Annotated in this window: 21 protein-coding genes; 12 read left to right on the forward strand and 9 right to left on the reverse strand. The window is 69.8% G+C overall.

Annotated elements, in window-relative coordinates; all coding sequences use genetic code 11:
* Positions 1–40 precede the first annotated feature (40 nt).
* The 4 genes from Q9R08_RS00395 to Q9R08_RS00410 all read left to right on the forward strand — a co-directional run bounded on the left by Q9R08_RS00395 (position 41) and on the right by Q9R08_RS00410 (position 4,447).
* The gene (locus Q9R08_RS00395) at positions 41–754 is read left to right on the forward strand and encodes a response regulator transcription factor (protein ID WP_308865818.1); all 714 of its coding nucleotides are present in this window, start codon (positions 41–43) and stop codon (positions 752–754) included.
* On the forward strand, positions 747–1,985 hold the full coding sequence (locus Q9R08_RS00400; RefSeq protein WP_308865819.1) for a sensor histidine kinase: 1,239 nt from the start codon (positions 747–749) through the stop codon (positions 1,983–1,985). Before Q9R08_RS00395 ends, Q9R08_RS00400 begins: the two co-directional genes overlap by 8 nt.
* 108 nt (positions 1,986–2,093) lie before the next feature.
* Positions 2,094–2,744, forward strand: a complete 651-nt coding sequence (locus Q9R08_RS00405; protein ID WP_308865820.1) for a TetR/AcrR family transcriptional regulator — start codon at positions 2,094–2,096, stop codon at positions 2,742–2,744.
* Positions 2,741–4,447 carry an MDR family MFS transporter gene (locus Q9R08_RS00410; RefSeq protein ID WP_308865821.1) on the forward strand — a complete coding sequence of 569 codons (1,707 nt, stop codon included), beginning with the start codon at positions 2,741–2,743 and terminating at the stop codon, positions 4,445–4,447. Before Q9R08_RS00405 ends, Q9R08_RS00410 begins: the two co-directional genes overlap by 4 nt.
* A gap of 103 nt (positions 4,448–4,550) precedes the next feature.
* Here Q9R08_RS00410 and Q9R08_RS00415 read toward each other — a convergent pair whose 3' ends face one another.
* The 4 genes from Q9R08_RS00415 to Q9R08_RS00430 all read right to left on the reverse strand — a co-directional run bounded on the left by Q9R08_RS00415 (position 4,551) and on the right by Q9R08_RS00430 (position 9,576).
* A complete protein-coding gene (locus Q9R08_RS00415; RefSeq protein ID WP_308865822.1) occupies positions 4,551–5,372 on the reverse strand; it encodes an isocitrate lyase/PEP mutase family protein in 822 nt (273 codons plus the stop codon).
* Positions 5,373–5,475: 103 nt separating this feature from the next.
* On the reverse strand, positions 5,476–7,239 hold the full coding sequence (locus Q9R08_RS00420; protein ID WP_308865823.1) for a thiamine pyrophosphate-binding protein: 1,764 nt from the start codon (positions 7,237–7,239) through the stop codon (positions 5,476–5,478).
* Complete coding sequence (locus Q9R08_RS00425) at positions 7,236–8,096, reverse strand: citryl-CoA lyase (RefSeq protein WP_308865824.1); 861 nt, start codon at positions 8,094–8,096, stop codon at positions 7,236–7,238. Before Q9R08_RS00425 ends, Q9R08_RS00420 begins: the two co-directional genes overlap by 4 nt.
* Before the next feature lie 31 nt (positions 8,097–8,127).
* A complete protein-coding gene (locus Q9R08_RS00430; RefSeq protein WP_308865825.1) occupies positions 8,128–9,576 on the reverse strand; it encodes an aldehyde dehydrogenase family protein in 1,449 nt (482 codons plus the stop codon).
* 304 nt (positions 9,577–9,880) lie between these two features.
* Here Q9R08_RS00430 and Q9R08_RS00435 point away from each other — a divergent pair, with 304 nt between their 5' ends.
* The 4 genes from Q9R08_RS00435 (at position 9,881) to Q9R08_RS00450 (ending at position 15,231) form a co-directional block, all read left to right on the forward strand.
* Complete coding sequence (locus Q9R08_RS00435; protein WP_308865826.1) at positions 9,881–12,574, forward strand: outer membrane protein assembly factor BamB family protein; 2,694 nt, start codon at positions 9,881–9,883, stop codon at positions 12,572–12,574.
* Between the two features lie 205 nt (positions 12,575–12,779).
* A complete protein-coding gene (locus Q9R08_RS00440; protein WP_308865827.1) occupies positions 12,780–13,436 on the forward strand; it encodes a TRAP transporter small permease in 657 nt (218 codons plus the stop codon).
* 2 nt (positions 13,437–13,438) lie between these two features.
* The gene (locus Q9R08_RS00445; protein WP_308865828.1) at positions 13,439–14,716 is read left to right on the forward strand and encodes a TRAP transporter large permease; all 1,278 of its coding nucleotides are present in this window, start codon (positions 13,439–13,441) and stop codon (positions 14,714–14,716) included.
* Between the two features lie 77 nt (positions 14,717–14,793).
* A complete protein-coding gene (locus tag Q9R08_RS00450) occupies positions 14,794–15,231 on the forward strand; it encodes a type II 3-dehydroquinate dehydratase (protein WP_308865829.1) in 438 nt (145 codons plus the stop codon).
* A 73-nt stretch (positions 15,232–15,304) separates the two neighbouring features.
* Here Q9R08_RS00450 and Q9R08_RS00455 read toward each other — a convergent pair whose 3' ends face one another.
* Together Q9R08_RS00455 and Q9R08_RS00460 are read right to left on the reverse strand one after the other, a co-directional pair.
* On the reverse strand, positions 15,305–16,666 hold the full coding sequence (locus Q9R08_RS00455) for an FAD-dependent oxidoreductase (RefSeq protein ID WP_308865830.1): 1,362 nt from the start codon (positions 16,664–16,666) through the stop codon (positions 15,305–15,307).
* A complete protein-coding gene (locus tag Q9R08_RS00460) occupies positions 16,653–17,780 on the reverse strand; it encodes a Gfo/Idh/MocA family protein (RefSeq protein WP_308865832.1) in 1,128 nt (375 codons plus the stop codon). Before Q9R08_RS00460 ends, Q9R08_RS00455 begins: the two co-directional genes overlap by 14 nt.
* A 315-nt stretch (positions 17,781–18,095) precedes the next feature.
* Between Q9R08_RS00460 and dctP the strand changes: the two genes are divergently transcribed.
* Positions 18,096–19,151, forward strand: coding sequence for a TRAP transporter substrate-binding protein DctP (gene dctP / locus Q9R08_RS00465; protein WP_308865833.1), 1,056 nt, complete (start codon positions 18,096–18,098; stop codon positions 19,149–19,151).
* 72 nt (positions 19,152–19,223) lie between these two features.
* On the opposite strand, the gene Q9R08_RS00470 is transcribed toward dctP, so the two are convergent.
* Positions 19,224–19,988, reverse strand: a complete 765-nt coding sequence (locus Q9R08_RS00470) for an IclR family transcriptional regulator (RefSeq protein ID WP_308865834.1) — start codon at positions 19,986–19,988, stop codon at positions 19,224–19,226.
* Positions 19,989–19,995: 7 nt separating this feature from the next.
* On the reverse strand, positions 19,996–20,754 hold the full coding sequence (locus Q9R08_RS00475; protein ID WP_308865835.1) for an IclR family transcriptional regulator: 759 nt from the start codon (positions 20,752–20,754) through the stop codon (positions 19,996–19,998).
* A gap of 139 nt (positions 20,755–20,893) precedes the next feature.
* On the opposite strand from Q9R08_RS00475, the gene Q9R08_RS00480 reads away from it, so the two are divergent.
* From Q9R08_RS00480 to Q9R08_RS00490, 3 genes are read left to right on the forward strand one after another with little or no spacing between them, the layout of a single operon-like run.
* The gene (locus Q9R08_RS00480) at positions 20,894–22,738 is read left to right on the forward strand and encodes a bifunctional sugar phosphate isomerase/epimerase/4-hydroxyphenylpyruvate dioxygenase family protein (protein ID WP_308865836.1); all 1,845 of its coding nucleotides are present in this window, start codon (positions 20,894–20,896) and stop codon (positions 22,736–22,738) included.
* The gene (locus Q9R08_RS00485; protein ID WP_308865837.1) at positions 22,735–23,664 is read left to right on the forward strand and encodes a shikimate dehydrogenase; all 930 of its coding nucleotides are present in this window, start codon (positions 22,735–22,737) and stop codon (positions 23,662–23,664) included. Before Q9R08_RS00480 ends, Q9R08_RS00485 begins: the two co-directional genes overlap by 4 nt.
* Positions 23,661–24,323 carry a TetR/AcrR family transcriptional regulator gene (locus tag Q9R08_RS00490; protein WP_308865838.1) on the forward strand — a complete coding sequence of 221 codons (663 nt, stop codon included), beginning with the start codon at positions 23,661–23,663 and terminating at the stop codon, positions 24,321–24,323. Before Q9R08_RS00485 ends, Q9R08_RS00490 begins: the two co-directional genes overlap by 4 nt.
* 18 nt (positions 24,324–24,341) lie before the next feature.
* On the opposite strand, the gene Q9R08_RS00495 is transcribed toward Q9R08_RS00490, so the two are convergent.
* Positions 24,342–25,109, reverse strand: coding sequence for an IclR family transcriptional regulator (locus Q9R08_RS00495; RefSeq protein ID WP_308865839.1), 768 nt, complete (start codon positions 25,107–25,109; stop codon positions 24,342–24,344).
* Positions 25,110–25,112 lie beyond the last annotated feature (3 nt).

A 25,112-nucleotide genomic window follows, 5' to 3' on the forward strand; every position in this document is an offset into this window, starting at 1 on the left:
TGACCCGGCCGACGACGAGAGCGTCGATAGCATCGACGTCGTGGGACAGCGCATTCTGGTCGTGGAAGACGACGACGGCATCGCGGTCCCGCTCGTGCGCACCCTCAGCCGCGAGGGGTACGAGGTCGAGCGCGTTGCGGAGGGGGCGACCGCCGTCTCCCGCGCGCTGGGCGACGGCTTCTCGCTGGTGGTGCTCGATCTCGGCCTTCCCGACATCGACGGGCTGGACGTGTGCCGGCAGCTCCGCGACGAGGGCTTCGCGGGCGGCATCATCATCCTCACCGCGCGCGACGGCGAGCTCGACCGCGTGGTCGGCTTGGACGTCGGGGCCGACGACTACATCGCCAAGCCGTTCGCGCTGGCCGAGCTGCTCGCTCGCCTGCGCGCCCTGCTGCGCCGCAGCGCCGCGGCGCTCACGGTCGCGACGCCCGCGACACCCGAGGGTGCGGCATCCGCCGGCACGCTCGCGGTCGACGCCGACGCACGCCGGGTGTTCTCCGGCGACCGCGAGGTGGCCCTGAGCACCAAGGAGTTCGATCTGCTCGAGCTGCTCGACCGCAACCGCGGTGCCGTCGTGACCCGCGAGCGGCTCATGGACGAGGTGTGGGACGAGAACTGGTTCGGCTCGACCAAGACCCTCGACGTGACGATCGCCCGGCTGCGCCAGAAGCTGGAGGACGCGGGCGCCGAGGCGCGCATCACGACCATCCGCGGCGTCGGGTTCCGGCTGGACGACGGGGCGGCGGATGCGTGAACGCCTCGTGCTGGCGTTCGTCGCCCTCGCCGTCGGCATCATCGCCCTGTACGGGATTCCCCGGGCGTACATCGTCGCCGATCTGATCCAGACGAGCGAGGAGCGCCGGGTCGTGCGCCTCGCGGACTTCCTCGCCGTGCTCATGGCGGAGCGCGAGGCCGAGGGCGCGGTGACCGAGGAGTTCCTCGAACCGCTCCTCACCACAGGCGAGCGCATCGCCTACATCGGCGCGGACGGCGAGCAGGTGCAGGCAGGAGCCGAGGCCCAGGCCGACGACATCACCGCCACCGCCGAGGTCGAAGGCGGCGGGACGGTGGAGTTCGGCCGGTCGAACGACGTGATCTCCGCCCGCGTGCAGGAAGCCGTGATGCCCGTCGTGGTCCTCGGGGTCGGCCTGATGATCGTGTCGGCGGTCGCCGGGGTGCTGCTCGCGCGCCGGCTGTCGAAGCCGTTCACACAGCTGGCGACAAGAGCGGCGGATCTCGGCGACGGCTCGCTGGAGCTCGAGCCCGTAGACCTGCGCATCCCCGAAGCACGTGCGATCGATCAGGCACTGCGCAGCAGCGCGACGACCCTGGAGCAGCGCATCCGCCGCGAGCACGAGTTCGCGGCGAACGCCTCGCATCAGCTGCGCACCCCCATCACGGCACTGCGCCTCGAACTCGAGGACCTCTCGCTGTGGCCCGAGACGCCACCGTCGGTCCGCGAACAGCTCGACCACGCGCTTCGCGAGATCGACCGGCTGTCGGATGCGATCTCCGAACTCCTGCAGCTCGCCCGGGGCGGCACGCCGGGGTCGGACGCGTGGCTGCCGCTCGCTCCGATGCTCGACCAGGCCGGAGACCGCTGGCGCCCCGACTCCGTCACCCGTAGACGCGCCATCCGGGTGGACACGTCGCAGGTCGGGTCGGTGAACGCACCGGCGCCCACGTCCCAGATCCTGGACGTGCTCGTGCACAACGCGCTGCAGCACGGCCGGGGCGACGTCACGGTCACCGCCGCCCGGGCGAACGGCTATGTCACCGTGAGCGTTGCCGACCAGGGTCCACGGCCCAGCGGCAACGCGATCTTCCAGCGCGCCCCGGGCAAGAGCACCGGCGGCGGTGAGGGGATCGGTCTCGCCCTGTGCGCGGAGCTCGCCGAGGCGCTCGGCGGGCATCTGCTGCTCGACTCGTCTCCCACGACGCGCTTCTCCCTCATCCTCCCGCCGCAGCCCGCCGCGGGCGCCTGAGCAAGAGCCCCGAAGCCCGCCGACGCGGCGGCAGCCGCACGGAGACGTGCCTGCTTGCGATTGCCCCGCTTCGAGTGCAATTTGCACGTTCTCCACTGCAGTGCAAAAATGCATGATGTGACAGATAGTGCAGATGGGCTTCGCGAGCGCCGTCGCGCCGAGACCACGCGCGCGCTCATCCGTGCAGCCCGGCGTTCCACGGCGGAGCACGGCCTCGCCGGCTTCACCGTCGAGGACCTGTGCGCCGAGGCGGACGTGTCGCGCCGCACGTTCTTCAACTACTTCGCGTCGAAGGACGACGCAGTGCTCGGAGTCCCCCTCGAGCGATCGGATGCCGCGGCCATCGCCCGCTTCGTCACCGGCGGCTCCGACGGCGCGGGGCTCTCCCCCGACCTGCTGACCGAACTCGCGCGGCTCGCCGAGGAACGCTGGCGCGCCCTCGACATCGCCCCCGACACGGTGCAGGACCTCTTCCGCGCCGTGGAGAAGGAGCCCCGCCTGCTCGCGCGCATGCTCGAGCTCGGTGCCGAGGGCGAGCAGTTCGACGCGCGGCTGATCGAGCAGCGCGAGCGACTGCCCTCCGGCGATCTGCGGGCGCAGGTCGCCTCTCAGGTCGTCGGCGCGCTCGTGCGATCGGCCGCCGGAGAGTTCCTCAAGCCCGGCAACGACGACACCTTCATCGAGATCTTCGAGCGACGCATCGGCGCGGCGCGCGACCTCTTCGCCAGTCAGAACGCATTGATCGGAACCTCCGAATGACCACCGCCACCGTCCCGACCGTCAGACCCGACGGCGACGCGCCCTTCCTGCTCACCCAGCGGCGCATCTGGATCATCTTCTCCGCCCTGATCGCGGGCATGCTGCTGTCGAGCCTCGACCAGACGATCGTCTCCACCGCGATGCCGACGATCGTGGGCGAGCTGGGCGGAGTCTCGCACCAGGTGTGGATCACGACCGCGTACATCCTCGCCACCACCATCGTCATGCCGATCTACGGCAAGTTCGGCGACGTGCTCGGTCGACGCCGGCTGTTCATGGTGGCCATCGCGATCTTCACGCTCGCCTCGGTGGGCTGCGCCTTCGCAACCGACTTCTGGATGTTCGTGATCTTCCGGGCCATCCAGGGCGTGGGCGGCGGCGGGCTCATGATCCTCTCCCAGGCGATCATCGCGGACATCGTGCCGGCCGACCAGCGCGGCAAGTACCTCGGCCCCATCGGCGGCATCTTCGGCCTCGCCGCCGTGGCCGGCCCTCTTCTCGGCGGCTTCTTCGTCGACCACCTCACGTGGCAGTGGGCGTTCTACATCAACATCCCGATCGGGATCGCCGCGTTCCTCGTGGCGGTGTTCGCACTGAAGCTGCCCAACAAGAAGGCCGAGAAGCCCATCGACTGGCTCGGCGTGCTTTTCCTGTCGGCGGCGACGACCTGTCTCATCTTCTTCACCGACTTCGGCGGCTCCGCCGACTTCGGCTGGGACTCGACGGCGACGTGGGCGTGGGGCGCCGGTCTCATCGCCTCCGCGGGACTGTTCATCTTCACGGAGTCGCGCGCGGCCGACCCCATCATGCCACTGTCGATGTTCCGCAACCCGATCTTCGTCAACGCCACCGCCATCGGCATGGCGATCGGCATCGGGATGTTCGCCGCGCTCGGCTTCGTGCCGACGTTCCTCCAGATGTCGTCGGGCACGTCGGCTGCGGCATCCGGTCTCCTCATGCTGCCGATGATGGTCGGCGTCATGGGCACCTCGATCGCCTCGGGTCTGCTGATCACGAAGACGGGCAAGTACAAGCTCTTCCCCATCCTGGGCACGATCATCGTCGGTGCCGCCATGGTCATGATGACGACGCTCACCGCCGCGACACCGATCTGGCTGATCTGCACCTACCTGTTCCTGTTCGGCGTCGGTCTCGGCTGCATCATGCAGGTCGTGGTGCTCGTCGTGCAGAACGCCGTGCCGGCATCGGACCTGGGCACCGCCACCTCGACGAACAACTACTTCCGCGAGGTGGGCGCCGCGCTCGGGATCGCCGTCTTCGGCACGCTGTTCACCACGCGCCTCACCGAGAACCTCACGAAGGTGTTCACGGATGCCGGAGCCAGCCCCGAGCAGGCCGGCGAGGCGACCTCCACCATCGATCCGTCGGTGCTGAGCACGCTGCCCGACAGCGTCCGGACCGGAGTCGTCGACGCCTACGCCGACGCCCTGGCGCCGGTGTTCTGGTACCTCGTGCCGTTCATCGCCGTCGCGCTGATCCTCGCGCTGTTCCTCAAGGAGATCCCGCTGTCGGATGTCGCCGGGCTGGTCGCCCGCGGCGAGGCCATCGGCGGTGAGGAGGCCGAGCGCCTGGAAGCCGAGCGCATCGAGGCGGAGCAGCACCGGACGGCGGACGCGGACGGCGCCGCGGCGCGGACCCGGGGCGCTCGCCGGTCCCCTCAGCGGGATCGCGCCGGACAGTAGTGACGAGGCGTCCTGCGGCCGTCCTCAGTCGAGGGCCGACCGCGTGGCGCCCCCCGAGCGCGTGCCTCCGGGCTGGAGCCGGTACCTCCGGGTCCGCAGCGGCTCAGGCCCCGAAGCGGCGCTGCACCTCGGCATAGCCGAGGGCGCCGTCGAGGAAGCCGAGCGTGCCGGACTCCTTCAGTTCGCGCCCGGCGCGCTCCACGAGACTGAGGGCAGCGCGCGCGATGCCGCCGCCCACACTCACTCGTGACACGCCAAGCCCGAACAGGGTGTGCGCCGGGATGATGTTCGCGGCGAGCCCGGCGACGATGTTGAGGGGTGCGGGGATGGCGTCCGCGAGGCGCCGGATCGTCTCCTCGTCGTTCACCCCCGGCACGAAGATGCAGTCGGCGCCGGCACTCACGTAGCGCCGGGCGCGCTCGACGGTCTGGTCGAAGGGGTCGCCGTCGACACCGCCGAAATAGGTGTCGGTGCGGGCGTTCAGCACGAAGGTGCCGGACGGCGCGGCGGCCCGCGCCGCGACCAGCCGTTGCACCGCCTCCTCGATGCCGAAGAGCCGGCAGTCCTGGGCGTCCTCGATGTTCGCCCCTGCGATGCCCATCGCCGCGGCCCGCGCCACGGTGCGGCCGACCTCGGCCGGCGAGTCGCCGTAGCCCGCTTCGAGATCGGCGCTGACGGGCACTCCCACCGCTGCCACGATCTCGGCCACACGCTCGAACATGGTGTCAGGATTGAGCGCGTTCCCGTCGGGGACGCCGGACGCCCACGCGATCCCCGCACTCGTGGTCGCGATGGCGGGGAATCCCACCTGCTCGAGGATGCGGGCGGACCCGGCGTCCCACGCGTTGGGGATGATGAATCCCGGCCCGGCGTGCAGGACGAGCAGCGCCCTGGCCCGGCTGGTGAACCTGAGGTCGTCGGCCATGGCATCTCCTGTCCTCGGGTCTGCGCCTCCGACGGCGGCTGCCCATCCGCGTCTACGCACCGTATCAGCGGGAGGTTGCGGCCGCGGAGGGGGCCGTCCCGGCTCAGTGCGTCGCCACGTGCTCCACGGTCTCACCGGGCGAGTAGATATCGAGGATGTTCCAGTGGCCCGTCGTGGGGGTCGGCACGTTGACCATCGACACGTCGATCACCACCGGGCGGCCGAGCGCGATCGCCCGCTCGAGGGCGGGCTTGAACTCCGCCGCCGACTCGACCTTGATGCCGGTGACCCCGTACGCCTCGGCGATCGCCGCGAAGTCGGTGTACATGGGGTCGTCGGCGCTGCCGAACACGGTGCCGTAGGTCGTGTCGAAGGCGGCCTTCTCGAGGCCCGCGATCGTGCCGAAGGCGTTGTTGTTCATCACGACCCAGACCACGGGAACGCCCTGCTCGCGGGCCGTCGCGAGCACCGCCGGATTCTGGCCGAAGCCTCCGTCGCCGACCAGCGAGACGACCACGCGGTCGGGGCAGGCGATCTTGGCGCCGACCGCGGCCGGGCCGCCGAAGCCCATGGTCGCGAAGCCGCCGGGCGTGAGGAAGCTGCCGGGCGTGAGGATGTCGAACTGCTGCCCCACGCCGTTCTTGTTCCAGCCGACATCGGTGGTGATGATCGCGTCCGCCGGCAGCACCTCCCTCGTCTCCGACAGGATCCGCTCGGGCCGCATCGGCCACGCATCGGCTGCCTGCGCCGGCGCGTTCTGGAGCTTCAGCGTCGCGCGGTTCGCCGCGATCTGCGAGAGCAGCTCGGTGCGCCCCACGCCGTCGGGTGCCAGTCTGCGGGCCACGCGCAGCAGCACGGCCAGCGCCGACTTGAGGTCGGCCAGCGCGCCGATCTCGAGCGGGTAGTTGCGGCCGAGCTCGGCAGGGTCGACGTCGATCTGCATGAGCTTCGTACCCGGGATGTCGAAGGTGTACTCGGCGTACCAGGAACTCGAGTCCGCTTCCGCGAACCGCGTTCCGAGCGCGAGGATCCAGTCCGCCGTCCTCGTGGTCTCATTCGTGAACGCGGTTCCCCAGAAGCCCGTCATCCCGAGGACGAGCGGACTGTCGTCCGGCACCGCGCCCTTGCCCATCAGGCTGTGGGCGACGGGGAGCGAGAGCAGCTCGGCGAACTCGGCGAGCTCGGGTGCCGCGCCGGCGGCGACGATGCCGCCGCCGACGTACAGCACCGGCCGCTCGGCATCCAGCAGGTTCTGCACGATGCGTTCGGCGACGGCCTCGTCGAGCCCGGGCTTCACGAGGGCGCGGGTGTTGCCGATCACCCTGTCGAACAGGACGACGTCGATCTCGGCGGAGAAGACGTCCATCGGCACGTCGACGAGGACGGGGCCGGGACGCCCGCTCTCGGCGAGGGTGAACGCCTTGTCGAGCACCTCGGCGATCAGGTGGGGCTGATCGACGCGCCACGCGCGCTTGACGAAGGGCCGGTAGATCTCGTACTGGGCGGCATCGGCGTGGAGGTTGATCTCCTGGTGCGGGTGCTTGCCGAAGTAGTGGGTGGGGATGTCGCCGGCGATGACGACCATCGGGATCGAGTCCAGCGCCGCATTCGCGACACCGGTCGTGGCGTTGGTCAGACCGGGACCCAGATGCGTGAGGACCACCCCGGTCCGCCGGGCCGCCCGCGCATAGCCGTCCGCCGCGTGCGCGGCGATCTGCTCGTGGCGCACGTTCACGAAGGAGATCCGTTCGCTCTTCTCGAGCGCCGCGAGCAGCGCGATATTCGTGTGGCCGCACAGGCCGAAGACGTGCTCGACCTCACGTGCTTCCAGATAGCGAACGATCTGGTTCGAGACCAGGTCCCTCATGAGGTGCTCCTTCTTTCATCGTCGTCGACCGGGACTGATCGGCGTGCCGGCCCCGTGTAGGTGTATCCGATGGATTTCGGCATCGGTCCCTTGATCCGGCCGCCCTGCGTCATCTGCTCGGCGGCGTGCGCGAGTATCCCCACAGAGCGCGCGAGGATGAACACCCCGCGGCCGAGCTCCGGGGTGAACCCCAGTTCGCAGTAGATGACGGCTGTCACGCCGTCGACGTTCATCGGGATCCGCTGCGGCCGCCCGGCGCTGATGGCGTCCTCGACGGCACGGCCGATCGCCGCGAAGCGACCGTCGACCGTGCCCCCGGCGGCCGCGGCGTCGACCAGCGACAGCAGACGCGGCGTCCGGGGGTCGAGCGGGTGGAACCGATGACCGAAGCCTGGGACGTAGGCGACCCCGGCGTCGCGCTGACGCTGCAGCACGACGCGTACCGCTTCGCCGAGGTCGCCCCGCTTCTCGTGCTCGGCGTCGATCTCGAGGTAGATCTCCATGCACTGCTGGCCAGGACCGCCGTGCACGTCGCCCAGCACGTTGATCGCAGAGGCCATCGCCCCGTTGATGGGCACGCCGCAGGTCGTCGCCATGCGGGCGATCGCGATCGACGGCGCCTGGGGACCGTGATCGACGGAGGCGACGAGCGCCGCCTCGAACAGAGCCGCCTCCTCGGACGAGGGAAGCTCTCCGCGCAGCATGAGCCAGATGGTGTCGACGAAGCCGACCCGGCCGAGAAGTTCCTGGATCGGATAGCCGCGCAGCGCGATCTCGCCGGGATGGACGTCGATGATGTCCGTCCGCCACCACTGCCGCGCCTCGTCGACGATGTCCTCTGCAGACTCCTCGCTCATCGTCTCCTGCTCTCTGTCATGGCCGTCCTCGTCATCGAGCGGCCGCGGTCGCGTCGGCTGATTCCCGTGCGGCGTCGTAGAAGTCGCCGAACAGCTCCTCGTCGGAGGGCCGGTCCTCCGCGATCGTGCGCGAGACCCATGTCGTGTTCAGGTAGTGGCGCAGCGAGACGTTCTCGGACGTGATGTTGCCGCCCCACGTGCCGCATCCCATCGACGAGGTCATCGGCATCCCGTTGGTGAACGATCCGGCGTTCGCCTTCGAGTTCGGCTGGCGCACCATGATCCGCGACACCGGCATGTGCCGCGCGAAGTAGTCGATGTGAGCGTCGTCGGTCGACGCGATGCCGCACGAGTGGCCCTTGCCGCCGATGTCGTAGAGGCGCTTGGCGAGCTCGACACCGTCTTCGAAGCTGCCCTCGTAGGCGTGGACCGCCATCAGGGTGGTGAGCTTCTCTTTGCAGAACTGCCGGTCCTCGGCGATGCCGTCGCCCTCGACCACGATGAACCGGCTGTCCGAGGGGATGTCGAAGCCCGCGGCTCGGGCGAGCTTCTGCGGCGAGATGGCGACGGTGTCGGGCAGCCGGTGCCCCTCGTCGTCCCACATCACCGCCTGCAGCGCGGCGCGCTGCTCGGGGCTTGCGAGATGCCCCCCTTCGGCCTGGAGCGCCTCGAGCATCTCGCGATATCTGGAGGCCGGCACGAGCACGTTGCCGTCGGCCGAGCAGCCCGAGCCGAAGTCCGAGGTCTTCGACAGCATGCAGTTGCGCGCGGTCTCGCGCAGGTCCGCGGTCTCGTCGACGAACTCCGTCGCGTTGCCGGCGCCGACGCCGTAGGCCGGTGTCCCCGAGCTGTACGCCGCGCGCACCAGTCCCTGGCCGCCCGTGGCGATGACCAGGTCGGCGCGCCGCATGATCTCCTGCGACGCGGCGAGGCTCGGGAGGGTGATGCACTGCAGGATGTCGGCGGGAGCGCCCTCCGCCTCGAGCGCCTCGCGCATCAGCCGGACGGTCTCGAAGGTCGTGTGCTTCGAACGCGGGTGCGGCGAGAACACCACGACATCGCGTGCCTTGATCGCATAGATGGCGTTGCCGGCGGGAGTGAGGTCGGGGTTCGTCGTCGGCACGACGCAGCCGATCACGCCGACGGGCTTGCCGTACTTGACGAGGCCCTTCTCGGCATCCTCTTCGATGATCCCGACCGAGGGGCTGCGCAGCGCGTCGCGGAGGACGCCGCGGATCTTCATCCGCTTGTTCATGCGGCTGTCGAAGTCGCCGAGGCCGGACTCCTCGATGCCCATCTCCACCAGGCGATGGAACGACGAGCGATTGGCCACTGCCCACGCGACGGCGCGGATCAGCCTGTCGACACGCGCCTGGTCGTAGGTCTCGATGACGGCGAGGGCCGCCTGTGCCCGGGCGAAGACCTCATCGAGCTCCTGCTGCTGCTCGGGCGACAGGGATTTTGATGCTGAAGCAGCCATGACAACTCCGTCCATGGGCGTGGGTGCCGATCGCCGCATGCTATGCAGACGTCGCCGCCGGTGACAAAGCGTGTCCCACTGGGCAGAAAGGGGCCGGATCCACGCTGCTCGGTCGTGCCGGAGCAGCACGCGCTGTACCACTCGATGGGCCGCGAGGTTGCCGCCTCCGCGGGCCGGGGTTAGCGTCCGAGCGCCGGCCGGTATGGCCGATCCCCAGGTCGGAGCCGGACGGCATTCCCCACAGCGGCGTCGGGGAGGCGCGAGCCCATCCGTCGCCCGATCGAAGACGATCAAGGAGCAAGGGATGCGCAAAAGACTGACCACGAGGTTGGGAACTGCGGGAATCGGGGCGCTGGTGGCGGTGCTCGCCATCGCAGCCTCACCCGCGTACGGCCTGACGACACCGGCTGAGCCGGTCCCGCCCGCAGGACTGACGGGCCTCGAACCGACCGGCGCTGACATGCCGACGGTCGGGGGCAATCTCGGCAACCAGCACTATTCGGGTCTGACGGAGATCACCAAGCAGAACCTGAAGGAACTCGCACCGGAATGGCGGACGCACCTCTCAGCCGTCGCGCCCGCGTCGACCAACGTCGGGCAGCAGACCACGCCGATCGTCGTCGACGGCGTCATCTACGTCGACACGCCGAGCGGTGGCGTCATCGCCGTCGACGGCGTGACGGGAGACGCGATCTGGAAGTGGGACAAGCCCGCCTACGGAACGTCGAGCACGCGCCGGGGCGTCTCGGCGGGTGACGGGAAGATCTTCACCCTGGCCGGCGGCAACCGCGTGGTCGCCCTCGACCAGGCGACGGGCGCCGAGGTCTGGGCGGTGCAGCCGACCGGGGCGAATGGCGAAGACCTCGGCCGCGTCGGCAAAGTGGCGACCGTGTACTACGACGGAGTCGTGTACGCCCACGCTGCGGACGGCGACCGTGGTGCCGTCGTCGCGCTGGACGCGCGCGACGGCCACTACCTCTGGCACTTCTTCGGCGGGCCGAAGCGCGGAGAGCTGTTCACCGGCCTGGACGGCGTGACGTTCGACGCGTCGGCGACGTGGGGCCCCGTGCAGCCCGACGGCACCGACTGCGCGGAGGAGGGCGGCGCGACCTCGTGGATGCACGGCGCCGTCGATACCGAACTCGGCTTCTACATCATGACCTTCGGCAACGCGCGCAGCTGCACGTCGTCACAGAACGCCTCGGGGCGTCCCGGCGACAACCTGTTCTCCGACACGATGGTCGCCGTCGACGCCAGGACCGGCGCGTTCAAGTGGCACTACCAGTCCATCCACCACGACGTGTGGGACATGGACAACGTGCACCCGCCGACACTGGCCGACATCACGGTCGACGGTGAGGAGCGCAAGGTCGCCTTCTACGGCAGCAAGTCGGGCCACCAGTTCGTGATCGACCGCACCAACGGCAAGCCCGTGCTCCCCGTGACCGAGCAGCCCGTGATCACAGACTCCCGCCAGCACAACACGGCGACCCAGCCGATGCCCGAGACGCGGCTCCTGCCGGGCTGCGTCGTGTGGGAGAAGCTGGGCGGCGACAACATCCCCGGGAACCCATGGCGCGGCGTGCCGAACTACAACGGGTACCAGGCGGATGCCGAGGGCAACCTCGTGTTCAACCCCGACAGCTACGTCGCGGTCGACGAACCCTTCCTCACCTACCCGGCGGGCTCGTCGGGCCACCGCGAGGGCTGCCTGTACGACCCGCAGTTCCAGGCACCGATCCTGTCGACGACGAGCCAGAACGGTGGCGGCGACTGGTCGAACAACTCGTACAGCCAGAGCACGAACCTGGTCTACTTCCCGTACGGCACGAACCCGGTCGCGCACTACGACGGCGCAGCCGCGAACGGCCTGCGTGCGATCGGTCAGTACCAGACGGGCGGCATCCTGGCCTACGACGCGTCGACGGGCGAGGTCGCGTGGCGCAACCACCTGGGCACCGACATGTCGCACGGTCAGGGACCCCTGACCACGGCATCCGACCTCCTCTTCGTCGGTCAGATCGACGGCCGGGTGCTCGCGATGGACGCGGCCACGGGTGACGTGCTGTGGGAGTTCCAGACGGGCTCCGGCATCTCGGGAGCTCCGGTCACCTACGAGGTCGACGGCGAGCAGTACGTCGCGGTGATCGCGGCGGGCTCGACGAACCCGTACGGCGCATCCGTGACCCAGGGCGACTCGTTGTGGTCGTTCAAGCTCGGCGGCGACTACAAGACCGAGTCGGGCAGCCAGGAGGGGCCGGACACGGCGCCCCTGACGATCCGTCGCCCGGTGGGGGGCACCGCGGTCGAAGGCTCCACCGTGGGCAACACCGTTCTCCTCGCACGATCGAGCCGCACGGCCGACGACGCCGCCTCCCGCGACAGCGTGTCGCAGAACGGCATGCAGCCCACGCACCTGCGGGTTCCCGTAGGCACGACGGTGACGTTCCGCAACCCCGGCGCCGAGACGTTCCCCAACTTCCCCAACCTGAAGCCCCACTGCGCGACGCAGTTCTTCGAGGGTGAGTTCAACGTCAAGCTGCAGCCCGGAGAGACGTACCAGCACACGTTCACGCGTGCCGGCGAGTACTTCTTCAACGACTGCACCGACCCGCGGCCCACCGGAAAGATCGAGGTCTACCTGGCTCCGCAGGACCAGCCCGGTGCCCTGCGCTTCACCCCGGGGCAGCTGCACCTCGGTTCGGGAACGGGACTGTTCACCGGCGTGAACGGCAACGTCTCCGCGCACTTCGAACTGCCGGCCGGGTACACCTACGACAGCGACGCGGTCTTGGTGACACCTCTCACGAAGACGCTCATCGACGGGTCGAAGGTCACGGCGAACAAGAACCGGATCATCGTCCAGTTCGACGCCGCCGAGGTCGACAACAACGTGCCGACCGGGGAGGTGACGCTGACGGTGAGGGTCAACGTCCTCAACGCCGCCGGGGTCCAGGAGCAGCTCTCCTCCACCGCGACGGTGACCGTCGTCAAGTAGCCGTTCGGGCCGCAACGCCGATCCGCCTCCGTCGCCTGCGACGGGGGCGGATCGGCGTGTGCGGACGGTGTCCCATTCGGCGAAACTCGACTTTGCACGCACCGGCTCGCAGACCAGAGTCGCAGAGGCGGCGATGCGCGTGCGCACGCGGCCCGGCATCAACAGAGAGGTTGGCAATGCACCCTGACACCATGGCGGTGGCGCCATGACCGACAAGGATCCCGGAGCGGAACCGGAGGAGGGTCGCGGCACCGAGCCCGAGGCGGCGGCGGAGGCCGCCCGCGAGCCGGGGGTGGGCGACTCGATCTACCCGCACACCAACACCTACTACACGACGCCGAAGCTCAATCAGGGCGTCCCGCCCGACCCGGTGTTCATCCGGATCCTCTCCGGCATCGAGATCACGATCGGCGTCGCGCTGTTCGCCTGCATCATCTTCGGCGTCATGTACCAGGTGCTCGGCCGGTACTTCCCCGCCATCAGCTGGGTGGGCGCCGGAGAGCTGGCCCTGCTGTCGATGATCGCGCTGACGTTCATCACGACCGGCTACCTCGTCGGACGCAACGGCCACATCGTGCTCGAGATGTTCGACGAGATGCTCGCCGGGACCCGGCTCTTCGTCGCGCTGCGCGTCATCTCCGCGATCATCATGGTCGCCACGAGCCTCGTCCTCGCCTACGAGGCTTGGGTGAAGATCGAGACCGAATGGGGCCGGCTCAGCGCCGCGATGCACGTGCCGGTCGGCGTCCTGTACATCTTCGCTCTCGTCGGCTTCGTCTCCGCCGCGATCCACTCGTCGTTCAAGATCCCCTACGCCAACCGCCCCGAGCGCAAGCTCGACATCGGCGAGATGGAGGGCTGAGCGTGGACCTCTGGCTCTACATCCTGCTGTTCGTCGTCTTCCTGCTGCTGCGGGTGCCGGTCGCCTTCGCGATGATCGCCTCGAGCATGCTCTACTTCTACAGCCACGGCCTGTCGGCGGGGTACGCGATCTCGTCGATCGTCAACGGCATCAACAGCTTCCCGCTGCTCGCCGTGCCGCTGTTCATCTTCGTCGGCACCATCGCCAACAACCTCGGCATCGCCACGCGCCTCTACGACCTGGCGCGGGCGCTCCTGCCGCGGCTCCCCGGCAACCTCGCCTACGTCAACCTCGGCACCGCCATCGGCTTCTCGTGGATCAGCGGCTCGGCTCTGGCCGACGCCGCCTCGACGAGCAAGGTGCAGATCCCCCAGATGCTCAAGGCCGGCTACCCCTACGGGTTCTCCGCCGGCCTGACGGCATCCGGTTCGCTGATGAGCACGGTCATGCCGCCGAGCATCCCTGCCGTGCTCTTCGCCGCGACGGCCTCGATCTCGACGGGTGCGCTGTTCGCGGGCTCGATCATCCCGGCGATGCTCATGGCGGTAGGCCTGGCCGCCTACATCTTCTTCTGGGTGCGCCGCCACCCCGACGTCGCGGTCACCCGGCCGTTCAACGGCGGGATGCTCGGCAAGGCGGCCGTGCGTGTCATCGGCCCCGCGCTGCTGCCGGTGATCATCCTGGGCGGCATCTTCAGTGGTCTCTTCACGGCCACGGAGAGCGCCGGAATCGCCGCGGTGTACATGCTGCTGCTCGGCGTCATCTACCGCACGCTGACCTGGCGGGTGTTCTGGAAGTCCGCGAAGGAGACGGTCGTCATCTCCGGCGGCATCCTCCTCATCCTGGGAGCGTCCAACCTCATGGGCCAGGTGCTCGCCCGCGAGCAGGTGTCGCGCGCACTGGGCGAGTGGCTCACCGGCTTCACCGACAACCCGATCGTCTTCCTGCTGATGCTGAACGTGCTGCTGATCCTGCTCGGCATCCCGCTCGAGGCGCCGCCGGTCATTCTGGTGCTGGTGCCGATCCTGATGCCGATCGTCGCGCAGTTCGGGATCGATCCGGTGCAGCTGGGCGTCCTGATGATCCTGAACCTGATGATCGGGTCGCTGACTCCACCCGTCGGCGCGGTGCTGTTCGTCGTCGGGTCGATCACCCGCAGGCCCATGGGCGAGCTGTTCCGCGGCATCCTGCCGTTCCTGATCCCCCTCGGAACGGTCCTGCTGCTTCTGACGTTGTTCCCCGTCATCGTCACGTTCCTGCCGACGCTGATCGGTCTGTAGAAGCCCCGGCTCCGATGTCCCCGCGCCGGCGGCGCGGGGACATCGGGGGAACGGCACGGGTCTGAAAGGAGTCACCCATGACGAGAAAGCTCTTCGTGCTCAACGGCCCGAACCTGAACATGCTCGGCGTGCGCGAGCCCGAACTCTACGGAACCGCGACCCTCGACGACGTGCGCGCCGACTGCGAGCGGGTCGCGGGCGAACTCGGATTCGAGCTCTTCTTCGCGCAGTCCAACGCCGAGCATGAGCTCGTCGAATGGGTGCACGACGCCTTCCGCCAGCAGGCGACGGTCGTGATCAACCCCGCGGGGTTCAGCTTCGGCTCGGTGCCGCTGCTGGACGCACTGCACATGCTGTCCACGCCGGTGGTCGAGGTGCACATCACGAACATCCATGCCCGTGACGCCCTGCATCGGGACTCGATCATCTCGAAGGTCGCGCGCACCGTCATCGCGGGCGCTGGCGTCTACGGCTACGAGCTGGCGATCCGGGCCGCTGACCGCCAGACAGCCTGACAGCTCGACTTTCGAGGCCGTCGCCCGCGCCGAGCCCGCTCCCGCGGGGCCTGCTCCGCCGGCCGCGGCCGTGTCAGGCGGCGGCGGTGCGGTCGGCGGCCTCGATGCCGAACACCAGCGCCTTGGTGAGCGCCGTCCCCGTCATGTACGACGCACCGTGGAATCCACCCACGACCTCGCCGGCCGCGGAGAGGCCCTCGATCCGGGTGCCGTCGATCCGTGTCACCGACGTGTCGGGCGCGACGCTCAGGCCTCCGTAGGTCGAGGTCATGGCGGTCACCGCGGGATAGGCGTAGAACGGCCCGCTGTCGACGGGTGCGAGGGCGCCGACGCCGGTCACGAGGCCGGTCCGGCCGAAGGGGTCGGCCGCACGGCCGGCGACGCCGTCGTTGTAGCGCTCCACCGTGCGTTCCAGCGCGCCGGGAGGCATGCCGAGCCGGTGACCGAGCTCGGACAGGGTCGGCGCGCTCACCAGATGACCGAGCTCCTCGATGCGCTCCATGTCGGACAGCGGCACACCGGGCTTCGAGCGCGCTCGCACGCCGGCGTCGAAGATCTGGAAGGCCATGCGGCTCGGCTGGGTCAGCACCGCCGTGCCGAGCACCTTGTACGACTCCGACTCGTCTGTGAACCGCTCGCCGTGGGCGTTTACGAGGATCGCGCCGAGGTAATTGGCGGTCAGCAGCTCGTGCTCGTCGTCCGACGCGTCAGGGTGCTGGCCGTAGGTCCCCGCCACGTGGCCGATGTCGGCAAGGCCCGCGCCGAGCATCCATGCCAGGCGGATGCCGTCGCCGGTGTTGCCGACGCCGCCGTACGGCATCGCGCCGGCTTGGTCCGGCACGAACAGGTCCAGGAGCTCGCGAGAGCGCGAGAAGCCGCCGGTCGTGAGCACCACACCCGCGTCGGCGGCGAACACGGCACGTCCCGAGCGGATGCCGGCCACCCGTCGCCCGTCCATGACCAGTTCCTCGGCGGGGTGATCCACGAGGATGACGGCCCCTGCGGCGAGCGCCTCGCGCTCGAGGTACGCGAGCAGACGCCCGATCCGGATCAGGTGGGCCCGCGCGATCGTCATGCCGGCGCTGACCTTGAGCTCATCCGTCCAGGCGTCCGCGCGGTCGATCGCCGCGACCGCCTGCGCCTGACGGGCGACCAGCGCGTCCAGCAGCGACGGGTCGGCGAAACCGCCGCCGGTCGCGACCATGTCCGAGAGGAAGACGTCATCGGCGTCCTCGACGCCCGCCCGGCGCTGGACGGCGGTGCCCGACAGCGCGAACCATCCGCCGCTCATCGCCGAGCTCCCGCCGAGCCGGCCGCGCTTCTCGACGAGGGCGACGCTCAGCCCGCTCGCGGCCATCCGCTGCGTGGCCGCGAGCCCCGCGAGTCCTCCTCCGACGACGATCGCGTCGAAGCTCCGGGCGTCAGGCGCCGTCATCGGGCCCTGCCGCGGCGGGATGGTCCGGCGATTCGTCGTCATCGGCCCGCGCCCCGGTCCGGAAGCGCCGGACATCCACAGTCCGGCCGGTGCGAGCGGCGAGCGCCGCCGCCTCGACGAGTGCGAGCGTACGTGACGCGTCGTCCGCCGAGACGAGGGGCGCCGTCGTCCCCCGCGCGACGTCGAGGAAATGATCGAGCTGGGCGGGGAAGGAGCCGCGCGGCGCGACCGGCAGGTACGTGCGCGAGAGCGGCGAATGCCAGTCCGCCGGCACCGACGGGTCGTACCCGTATCTGGCGAGGTTCGGAATCGACAGGGCAGCACGTGTGCCCACGACACGGTAGGCGACCTCGTCGGGGAGGAACGGGAACGCGGGCGTCTCCTCCGTCGCCTGATCCCAGCCCCAGGGCGAGACCCCCGCGTCGGAGGCGAGCAGACTCCCGAGGACGCCGCTCTCGAATCTGAGGCTCAGCGAGATCGTGTCCTCGACCTCGAGCCCGCGGGCGTGCGAGCTCTGCATCGCCTGGACCTCGGCGACCTCCCCGCACAGGTGCCGGAGAAGGTCCAGGTCGTGCACCGCGTTGATCAGGGTGACGCCCGCTCCGGGCTCGCTGTGCCAGGGCGTGTCGGTGAAGTACTCGGGCTCCTTACGGGCCGACCAGAGGGCGCTGACGGCGACGATCTGCCCGAGTTCGCCGCCGCCGATCGCGGCGCGCGCCCGTGCGACCGCCGGATGATGGCGCCGGTGGTGCCCCACGAGCAACCGCCCGTTCAGCCGTTCGACGGCATCGACGAGCCGGCGGGACTGCGCGTACGAGACGGCGACGGGCTTCTCCAGAAGCACCGCCAGCCCGGCCTCGAGACATTCGACGGCGGTCTCCACATGCAGGGCGTTGGGGTTGGCGATGATCACCGCATCGAGCTGCTCGGCATCCAGCATCCGGGCGGTCGACGGGTACGTCGGGCACTCGGCATCCGCGAGGGTCACGGCGGGATCGGCGATCGCCGCCAGCGCAGCTCCCGCGGACGCGCGGACGAAGTCGATGTGCTGGCGCCCCATGAACCCGGCGCCGACCACCCCGATGCGAACCGGCGGGGGTGCGGATGCGGTCACGGAGCCTCCCTGCATCGTGGTCGCGGTGAGAGCCGGTCCCGAGCGTATGACACGATGGGCCGACGTGCGCGGATCGTTCCATTCAGCGGTGAGGCATCCCGCCGAGCGCCCCCGACCGCATGTTCCACTCGACGGGACATCGCTTTGCCGGCCGATCGAAGTCCGTAAGAGTCAGCACTGCCACCGGGCCGCACGTGACAGCGTGGTCGACGGGGAACTCGCACCGCGAGGACGGTCGACGGCACGTCACGCTCCGGCTACCGAATGACACGTCAGAACCCGCACGACGACGTGCGCACATCAGAGGAGAGTCCCATGAGCACAGCCCGCTCGAAGCGCCGCGGCATTTTCGCCGCGTCGGCGCTCGCAGCAACCGCTCTCGTCGCCGCCGGCTGCGCCGGCGGAGGCACCCCCGAGGGCACGAACACCGAATCCGCGGCGGCGAACGAACCCGTCACACTCACCGTCGCGACCAGCCAGAACGAGGAGACGCCCAACTATTACTGCGGCGTCGAGCTGCTCAAGGAGCGGCTCGAGGAGGCCGACATCGGCTTCACCGTGGAGCTCTACCCGGCGAGCCAGCTCGGCCCCGACGCCGACCGGTTCCCGCTCGTGCAGGCCGGCGACATCGACATCGATCTGCAGGGCGCCTCGGCGCTGAGCTCGACGTTCGAGCCGATCGGCGTCGTCGACGCGACCTACGCCTTCGACGACGTCGAGCATGCTTTCCAGTGGATCGACGAAGGCTCGGAAGACCTGTTCACGCAGTTCCATGAGGCGACCGGGGTCAACATCGTCGACGGCTGGTTCTTCGGCTCCCGCACCTTCACCACGAAGGACGTCGAGGTGACCAGCCCCGACGACCTCGAGGGAGTGCCGATCCGGTTCCCGAACTCGCCGCAGTTCCTGGCGAACGCCGAGGCGCTCGGCGTGACGAGCCCGGTCTCCGTCGCGGTGGAGGAGGTCTACTCCGCACTCCAGCAGGGGATCGCGGTCGGTCAGGAGAATCCGATCGTGGCGACGCACTCCTCCAGCTACGACGAGATCCTCAACGTCGCGGTGCTGAACAACCACAACGTCGGCATCCACTGGATCCTCGTCAGCGACAAGACGTACGAGAAGATGAGCGACGAGCAGGCCGCCCTGCTCGAGGAGACGATCCACGAGATCCGCCCCGAGAACCGTGATTGCGTCGACGAGGCGACCGAGGAGATCCTCGACGAGTACCGTGCGAACGACGCGATGACGGTGATCGAGACGGAGGACATCGACATGGATGCCTTCATCAGCAAGTCGGAGGACTTCTTCAAGGGGTACTTCACGGGCGAGAGCCTGGAGGCCTACGAGGCCATCCGCGAGATGGCCGGCTGACCGTTGCCGCAACGGACGGGGTGGGTGCGCATGCGCACCCACCCCGTCTTCTCGTGCGGTGACCGCGAGAGCTCAGCGAGCGCGATCCGCGGCCAGGAGGCGGCTGAGGGTCACCGCAGCCGCCCGCACCGCCGGGGCGACACGGTCGGGGAAGAGCACGTCGACGGGACCGGTGACACCGATCGCCGCGCTCGGCGCCTCGCCGGCGACCAGGAGGGCGCCGGCGGCGGCCGCCACGCCCACCGTGCACTCCTCGTGCTCGGTGGCCACCCCGCGCCGGCGGACGTCGGCGAGTTCCCGCAGCAGCGCCGCCGGTTCGCCGATGGTGTGCGGGGTCTGCCTCGTCAGCCCGCCGGACGCGAAGCGCGTCACCGTCTCGGGCGGCGAGAACGCCAGGATGGATTTGCCGAGTGCGGTCGCGTGGGCGGGATCCCGGCCGCCGACCCGCGTCGACGTCTCGACGGCCGACGGGACGCGCAGGACCGCGACGACGACGAGGTGGGCGCCGTCGAGCACCGCCAGCTGGACGGTCTGCGCGGTGACGTCTCGCAGCTCCCGCATCACGGGAAGTGCGAGCCTGCGCAGCCTCCGCGGCTCCGGCACAGTCTGCCCCAGCTCGAAGAGCCGGACGCCGAGATACAGCAGCTCCCCGTCACGGTCGAGGAATCGCTGGGCGACGAGGTCGGCGGCGATCCGCGACACCGTGGACTTGGGGAGGTTTGCCCGTCGCGCCAGCTCCGAGACGCCCAGGCCCTCGTCATCTTCGCCGAAGGCGTCGAAGACGGCGGTCACGCGGTCGAGGACGCTGACCGAATCGGTCCAGCTCGCGGTGCGCATCGGGTCCCTACGCCGCAGCGGCCAGGCGCCGGCTCACGGTGCTCCCCGCCGCGCGTACCAGCGGTGCCGCCCGCTCGGGGTCCATGGCTCCGCTGGGACCCGCGATCGAGATGGCGCCGAGCACCACGCGGGCGCTGGAGAGCACGGGGCTCGCGACCGCGAGGATGCCGGGGTACGACGCCTCGACGTCCATGGCCACCACCGCGTCGCGGACGTGGGCGAGTTCCTCGCGGAAGTGGTCGGCGTCGTCGTCGACGAGTGGCGCGCTGATCCGGTCCACGACGGCCCGGTCGGCGCAGAATGCGAGGTAGGCCTTGCCGCTCGCAGTCGTCAGAGCCGGGGACCGCATCCCTGCGCGGGTCGGGAGCATCGGCAGGCGGCCGGCCACGGCGGCGATCGACACCATGTCGGTGCCCTGCTGCACCCACAGCCCCACGCGCTCACCGGTGACGTCGCGCAGATTGCGCAGGACAGGGGCGGCGGCCGCGACCAGTCTGCGCGGCAGGCTCGCCCGCGCGCCGAGCTCGAACAGGCGCAGCCCGAGGGCGACGCCCTCCTCGGTGCGCTCGAGGTAGCGCTGACCCGTCAGCTCGGTGACGAGACGCGAGACCGTCGACTTGGGCAGCCCTGTCCGGCCGGCGATGTCGGTGATCGTGATCGAGCCGTCCGACTCCTTGACGGCATCCAGGATCGCGAAGATCCGATCGAGCACCGAGACCGGTGCGCGCGTGTCGGGGGGAGTCGTGTTCCATTCGGCGAGACTCATCATCGAGTGTCCTCTCCCAGCAGGTTGAATCGTCGTCGATCGCCCTTCGGTTGTCGAACGTACTAGTTAGTACACATCCATGCAACGCTAAAGACAAGAATCACGCGGGCACCAGCGCCGGTGTCCGCAGGGAGGTGCCATGCGCACGTCGATCGCGACGGTCTGCTTGAGCGGAACGCTCGACGAGAAGCTCATCGCGGCGAGCACCGCGGGATTCGACGGAGTCGAGATCTTCGAGCCCGATCTCATCGCTTCGCCCCGCTCGCCGGAGGAGATCCGCGACCGCGCGGGCGAGCTCGGACTCACCCTCGACCTCTACCAGCCCTTCCGCGACTTCGAGGGTGTGGGGCCCGAACTCCTCGAACAGAACCTGCGGCGCGCGGCGGCGAAGTTCGCCCTCATGAACCGCCTGGGCATCGGGACGATGCTGCTGTGCAGCAACGTCGCGACGGCGCGCAGCGGCGACGAGCAGCTCTCCGCCGCTCAGCTGCGCCAGCTGGGCGATGTCGCGGATCGGTTCGGGGTTCGCGTCGCGTACGAGGCGCTCGCCTGGGGGCGGTTCGTGGACAGCTATGAAGCTGCCGCGCGTATCGTGCGGCTCGCCGATCATCCCCGCCTCGGCCTCTGCCTGGACAGCTTCCACATCCTGTCCCGTGGCCACAATCCCGAGGCGATCGAGACCATCCCGGCCGAGAAGATCTTCTTCGTCCAGATGGCGGATGCCCCGCTGCTCTCCCTCGACGTGCTGTCGTGGAGCCGCCACCATCGCTTGTTCCCCGGTGAGGGCGGGTTCGACCTGGGGACGTTCATGGCGCACCTCGTGCGCACCGGCTACGACGGCCCCGTGTCGCTGGAGATCTTCAACGACACCTTCCGCCAGGCCGACCCGCTGGCGACGGCCATCGATGCGCGGCGGTCGCTGCGCTGGCTGGAACACGAGACGGCCGCCGCGCTGGGCGCTCCTGCCGGCGGTCGCGCCGCGCGCATGTCGACGGCGGGCCTGCCGGAGGTCGATCCTCCCGCCGACGTCAACTACGTGGAGCTGCGCACCGACGAGGTGCCGGAGCTCCGGCGGCTTCTGACGCAGCTCGGCTTCCGACCCCACGGCGAGCACCGCACCAAGCCCGTGGAGCTCTGGACCCACGGTGCCGCTCGGGTCGTTCTGGGCGCTCCGGACTCCGGCCGTCCGCAGCCGACCGTCGCGGGCATCGGCCTCTCGGTCGGCGATCCGTCGCGCGCGCTGCGCAGAGCGAGGGAGCTGTTCGCCCCCGAGGTGCCGCGCGCCGAAGGTGAGGGCGACGAGCCGCTGGTCGGGGTGAGCGCTCCCGACGGCTCCGAGGTCTTCTTCGGCGCCGGACGAGGAGCGCAGCCCATGTGGGTGAGCGAGTTCGGCACGCCCGACGGCGACGACGCGGGCATGATCGAGCGCGTCGACCACCTCAACCTCGCTCAGCCCTGGCAGCACTTCGACGCCGCGGTGCTCTTCTTCCACTCCGTCCTCGACCTGCGCACGGAGGCTTCGGTCGAAGTGGCCGCCCCCGTCGGCCTGGTGCGGAGCCAGGTGCTCCGCAGCCGGAACGACGTGCTGCGGATCGCACTGAACCTCGTGCCCTCCGGAGCCGGCGAAGACGCGATCCTGCCGCAGCACATCGCGTTCGCGACGGCCGACGTCCTCGAGCTCGCACGCGCCGCCCGCGCGCGCGGCTTCCGGCCCCTCGACATCCCGTCGAACTACTACGACGACATCGAGGCGCGCTATCAGATCGACCCCGCGCTCCTGCATGACCTCAGGGAGCTGAACGTCATGTACGACCGTGACGATGCCGGAGAGTTCCTTCACTTCTACACGCATCCGATCGGGACGGTGTTCCTCGAGGTCGTCGAGCGACGGGGCGCGTACGCGGGCTACGGGGCGCTCAACGCACCGGTCCGCCTGGCGGCGCAGTACCAGCACCGTCGCGCCGGCGAGGGAGTTCTCACGTGACGGGGCGCGACGCCGACGGATCGACTCCCCACGCACCCCGCGACCGCTATGTCGTCGGGCTGATCGGCGAAGGCATCACCGCGTCGCTGACGCCCGCCATGCACGAGACGGAGGCGCGCGCGCTCGGCCTCGGCTACGAGTACCGCATCTTCGATCTCCTGGAGCTGGGCCGTCCGGCAGAGGACGTCGGCGCCCTCCTCTCCGACGCGCAGTCCGCCGGCTTCGCGGCGATGAACATCACGCACCCGTGCAAGCAGCTCGTCCTCGACCTGGTGGACGAGCTCGACACGGATGCCGCGCACCTGCGCGCCGTGAACCTCGTGGTGTTCGACGCCGGCCGCCTGCGCGGCTACAACACCGACTGGCTCGGCTACCGCGACGGCCTCATCGCGGGCCTGCCCGACGCGTCGTTCCAGCGGGTGGTGCAGATCGGCTGCGGCGGCGCAGGCGCTGCCACCGCCTACGCGCTGCTGTCGGAGCGCGCGGAGCGGCTCGACCTGTTCGACGCCGATCCGCGCCGTGCGGACGAGCTCGCCGCCCGCATGCGGAGCCGGTTCCCGACGCAGGTCATCACGACGCTCGCGCCCGACCAGCTGGCGCCCGCCATCGCGGCCGCCAGCGGGATCGTCCATGCGACGCCGATGGGGATGCTCCACCATCCCGGGGTCGCGTTCGACCTCGACCTGCTCCGGCAGGAGGCGTGGGTGTCGGACGTCGTCTACCGGCCTCTCGAGACCGAGCTCATCCGGGAGGCCGCACGGCGAGGACACCCGGTGCTCGACGGCGGGAGGATGGCCGTCGGACAGGCATGCGCTAGTCTCCAGATCATCACGGGCATCCAGCCTGATCGCGACAGAATGCAGCGGCACTTCCGTGGGCTCATCAGCGCCGAGGAGCGGTCGGAGACGGGGAAGGGCGGTCGATGAGCGATCAGCTGAGCGATGTGCGCGAGACGGCGACCACGGAGCGTGCGGTCCGCACGCAGGACGACATCCTCCGGGTGGCCACCGCCGAGTTCGCCGCCAACGGGTACGCCGGGGCGCGCGTCGACGAGATCGCCGCGCGCACGCGCACCACCAAGCGGATGATCTACTACTACTTCGGCTCGAAGGAAGGGCTCTACCTCGCCGTGCTGGAGCGGGTGTACGCGCAGATCCGCCAGGTCGAGCGCGGCATCCACGTCGAGGAGCTGTCGCCGGATGCCGCCCTGCGGACGATCGCCGAGGCCACCTACGATCACCACACGACGCACGAGGCGTTCATCCAGCTGGTCAGCATCGAGAACATCCACCGCGCCGAGCATCTGCGCCAGTCCGAGACGATCCTGCGCGAGAACGCCACCGCCATCACGCTCCTCGAGCAGGTCATCGAGAGGGGCGTGCGCGCGGGCATCTTCCGCGACGACGTCGATGCCGTGGACGTCCACATGATGATCAGCGCCTATGCCTGCTTCCACGTCGCCAATCGCCACACCTTCGCCGCCATCTTCGAGCGGGACATGCTGGACCCGGATCTTCAGGACTCCCACCGGCGCCTGATCGGCGACATGGTCGTCGCGACGATGACGGCCCGCCGGGGCAGCTGAGCGCCGCGACAGCTGGCGTCAGCCCGAGCCGGGCCTGAGTGACGCGAGCCGCCGGGTCAGGGTCAGGGCAGCCGTGCGGAGCGCCTGAGCGACGCGTTCCGCTTTCAGGTCGTCGGCTTGGCCCGAGACCGACACCGCCCCCGCGAGCGCGCCCCCCGGTGCCAGAACCGCGACCGCGGTGCAGCACAGGCCGGCCGCGAACTCCCCCGCCTCCGCGGCCAGTCCGTCTCGCGTGATCGCCGTGAGCTGATGCCGCAGCACCTTCGCATCGGTGATGGTGTCTGCGGTCCACGACGTCAGTCCCGCGGCGAGGACGTCGTCGATGTCCGACGGCGGGGCGTACGCGAGCACCGCCTTGCCGAGCGCTGTCGCGTGCAGGGGAAGCCGTGCTCCCGTCTGGACGGTCGACGGCTCGGGGGCTCGGCCGCGCATCACGGCGATGCACACGACCTCGTCGCCGTCGCGGATGCCCAGGTGGACGTTCCCCCCGGTCTGGTTGCGGAGGTCTGCCATGACGGGGAGCGCGGCGATCCTGAGCTCTCGCGGCTGCTCCGCGAGCTGGCCCAGTTCGAACAGCCGGAGGCCCAGATGGATCAGCTTGCCGTCCCGTTCGAGGTAGCGCTGGCGGATCAGGGTCGCGACCAGCCTCGAGACCGTCGATTTCGGCAGACCGGCGCGATGGGCGAGCTCGGAGATCCCCATCCCCCTGTCGTCGCCGTCGAACGCCTCGAGGATGCAGGTCATCCGGTCGAGGACGCCGACCGCGTCGCCGGCGACGTCGGGCATGCT

Source organism: Microbacterium psychrotolerans, from assembly GCF_031085295.1.
In the GTDB taxonomy this organism is placed as follows: Bacteria; Actinomycetota; Actinomycetes; order Actinomycetales; family Microbacteriaceae; genus Microbacterium; species Microbacterium psychrotolerans.

Excerpts from the sequence above, each read along its gene's own strand:
- Q9R08_RS00400 (WP_308865819.1), top strand. The coding sequence starts at position 747 with ATGCGTGAACGCCTCGTGCTGGCGTTCGTCGCCCTCGCCGTCGGCATC.
- Q9R08_RS00405 (WP_308865820.1), top strand. The coding sequence starts at position 2,094 with ATGCATGATGTGACAGATAGTGCAGATGGGCTTCGCGAGCGCCGTCGC.
- Q9R08_RS00410 (WP_308865821.1), top strand. The coding sequence starts at position 2,741 with ATGACCACCGCCACCGTCCCGACCGTCAGACCCGACGGCGACGCGCCC.
- Q9R08_RS00415 (WP_308865822.1), bottom strand. The coding sequence starts at position 5,372 with ATGGCCGACGACCTCAGGTTCACCAGCCGGGCCAGGGCGCTGCTCGTC.
- Q9R08_RS00420 (WP_308865823.1), bottom strand. The coding sequence starts at position 7,239 with ATGAGGGACCTGGTCTCGAACCAGATCGTTCGCTATCTGGAAGCACGT.
- Q9R08_RS00425 (WP_308865824.1), bottom strand. The coding sequence starts at position 8,096 with ATGAGCGAGGAGTCTGCAGAGGACATCGTCGACGAGGCGCGGCAGTGG.
- Q9R08_RS00430 (WP_308865825.1), bottom strand. The coding sequence starts at position 9,576 with ATGGCTGCTTCAGCATCAAAATCCCTGTCGCCCGAGCAGCAGCAGGAG.
- Q9R08_RS00435 (WP_308865826.1), top strand. The coding sequence starts at position 9,881 with ATGCGCAAAAGACTGACCACGAGGTTGGGAACTGCGGGAATCGGGGCG.
- Q9R08_RS00440 (WP_308865827.1), top strand. The coding sequence starts at position 12,780 with ATGACCGACAAGGATCCCGGAGCGGAACCGGAGGAGGGTCGCGGCACC.
- Q9R08_RS00450 (WP_308865829.1), top strand. The coding sequence starts at position 14,794 with ATGACGAGAAAGCTCTTCGTGCTCAACGGCCCGAACCTGAACATGCTC.
- Q9R08_RS00455 (WP_308865830.1), bottom strand. The coding sequence starts at position 16,666 with ATGACGGCGCCTGACGCCCGGAGCTTCGACGCGATCGTCGTCGGAGGA.
- dctP (WP_308865833.1), top strand. The coding sequence starts at position 18,096 with ATGAGCACAGCCCGCTCGAAGCGCCGCGGCATTTTCGCCGCGTCGGCG.
- Q9R08_RS00470 (WP_308865834.1), bottom strand. The coding sequence starts at position 19,988 with ATGCGCACCGCGAGCTGGACCGATTCGGTCAGCGTCCTCGACCGCGTG.
- Q9R08_RS00475 (WP_308865835.1), bottom strand. The coding sequence starts at position 20,754 with ATGAGTCTCGCCGAATGGAACACGACTCCCCCCGACACGCGCGCACCG.
- Q9R08_RS00480 (WP_308865836.1), top strand. The coding sequence starts at position 20,894 with ATGCGCACGTCGATCGCGACGGTCTGCTTGAGCGGAACGCTCGACGAG.
- Q9R08_RS00490 (WP_308865838.1), top strand. The coding sequence starts at position 23,661 with ATGAGCGATCAGCTGAGCGATGTGCGCGAGACGGCGACCACGGAGCGT.
- Q9R08_RS00495 (WP_308865839.1), bottom strand. The coding sequence starts at position 25,109 with ATGCCCGACGTCGCCGGCGACGCGGTCGGCGTCCTCGACCGGATGACC.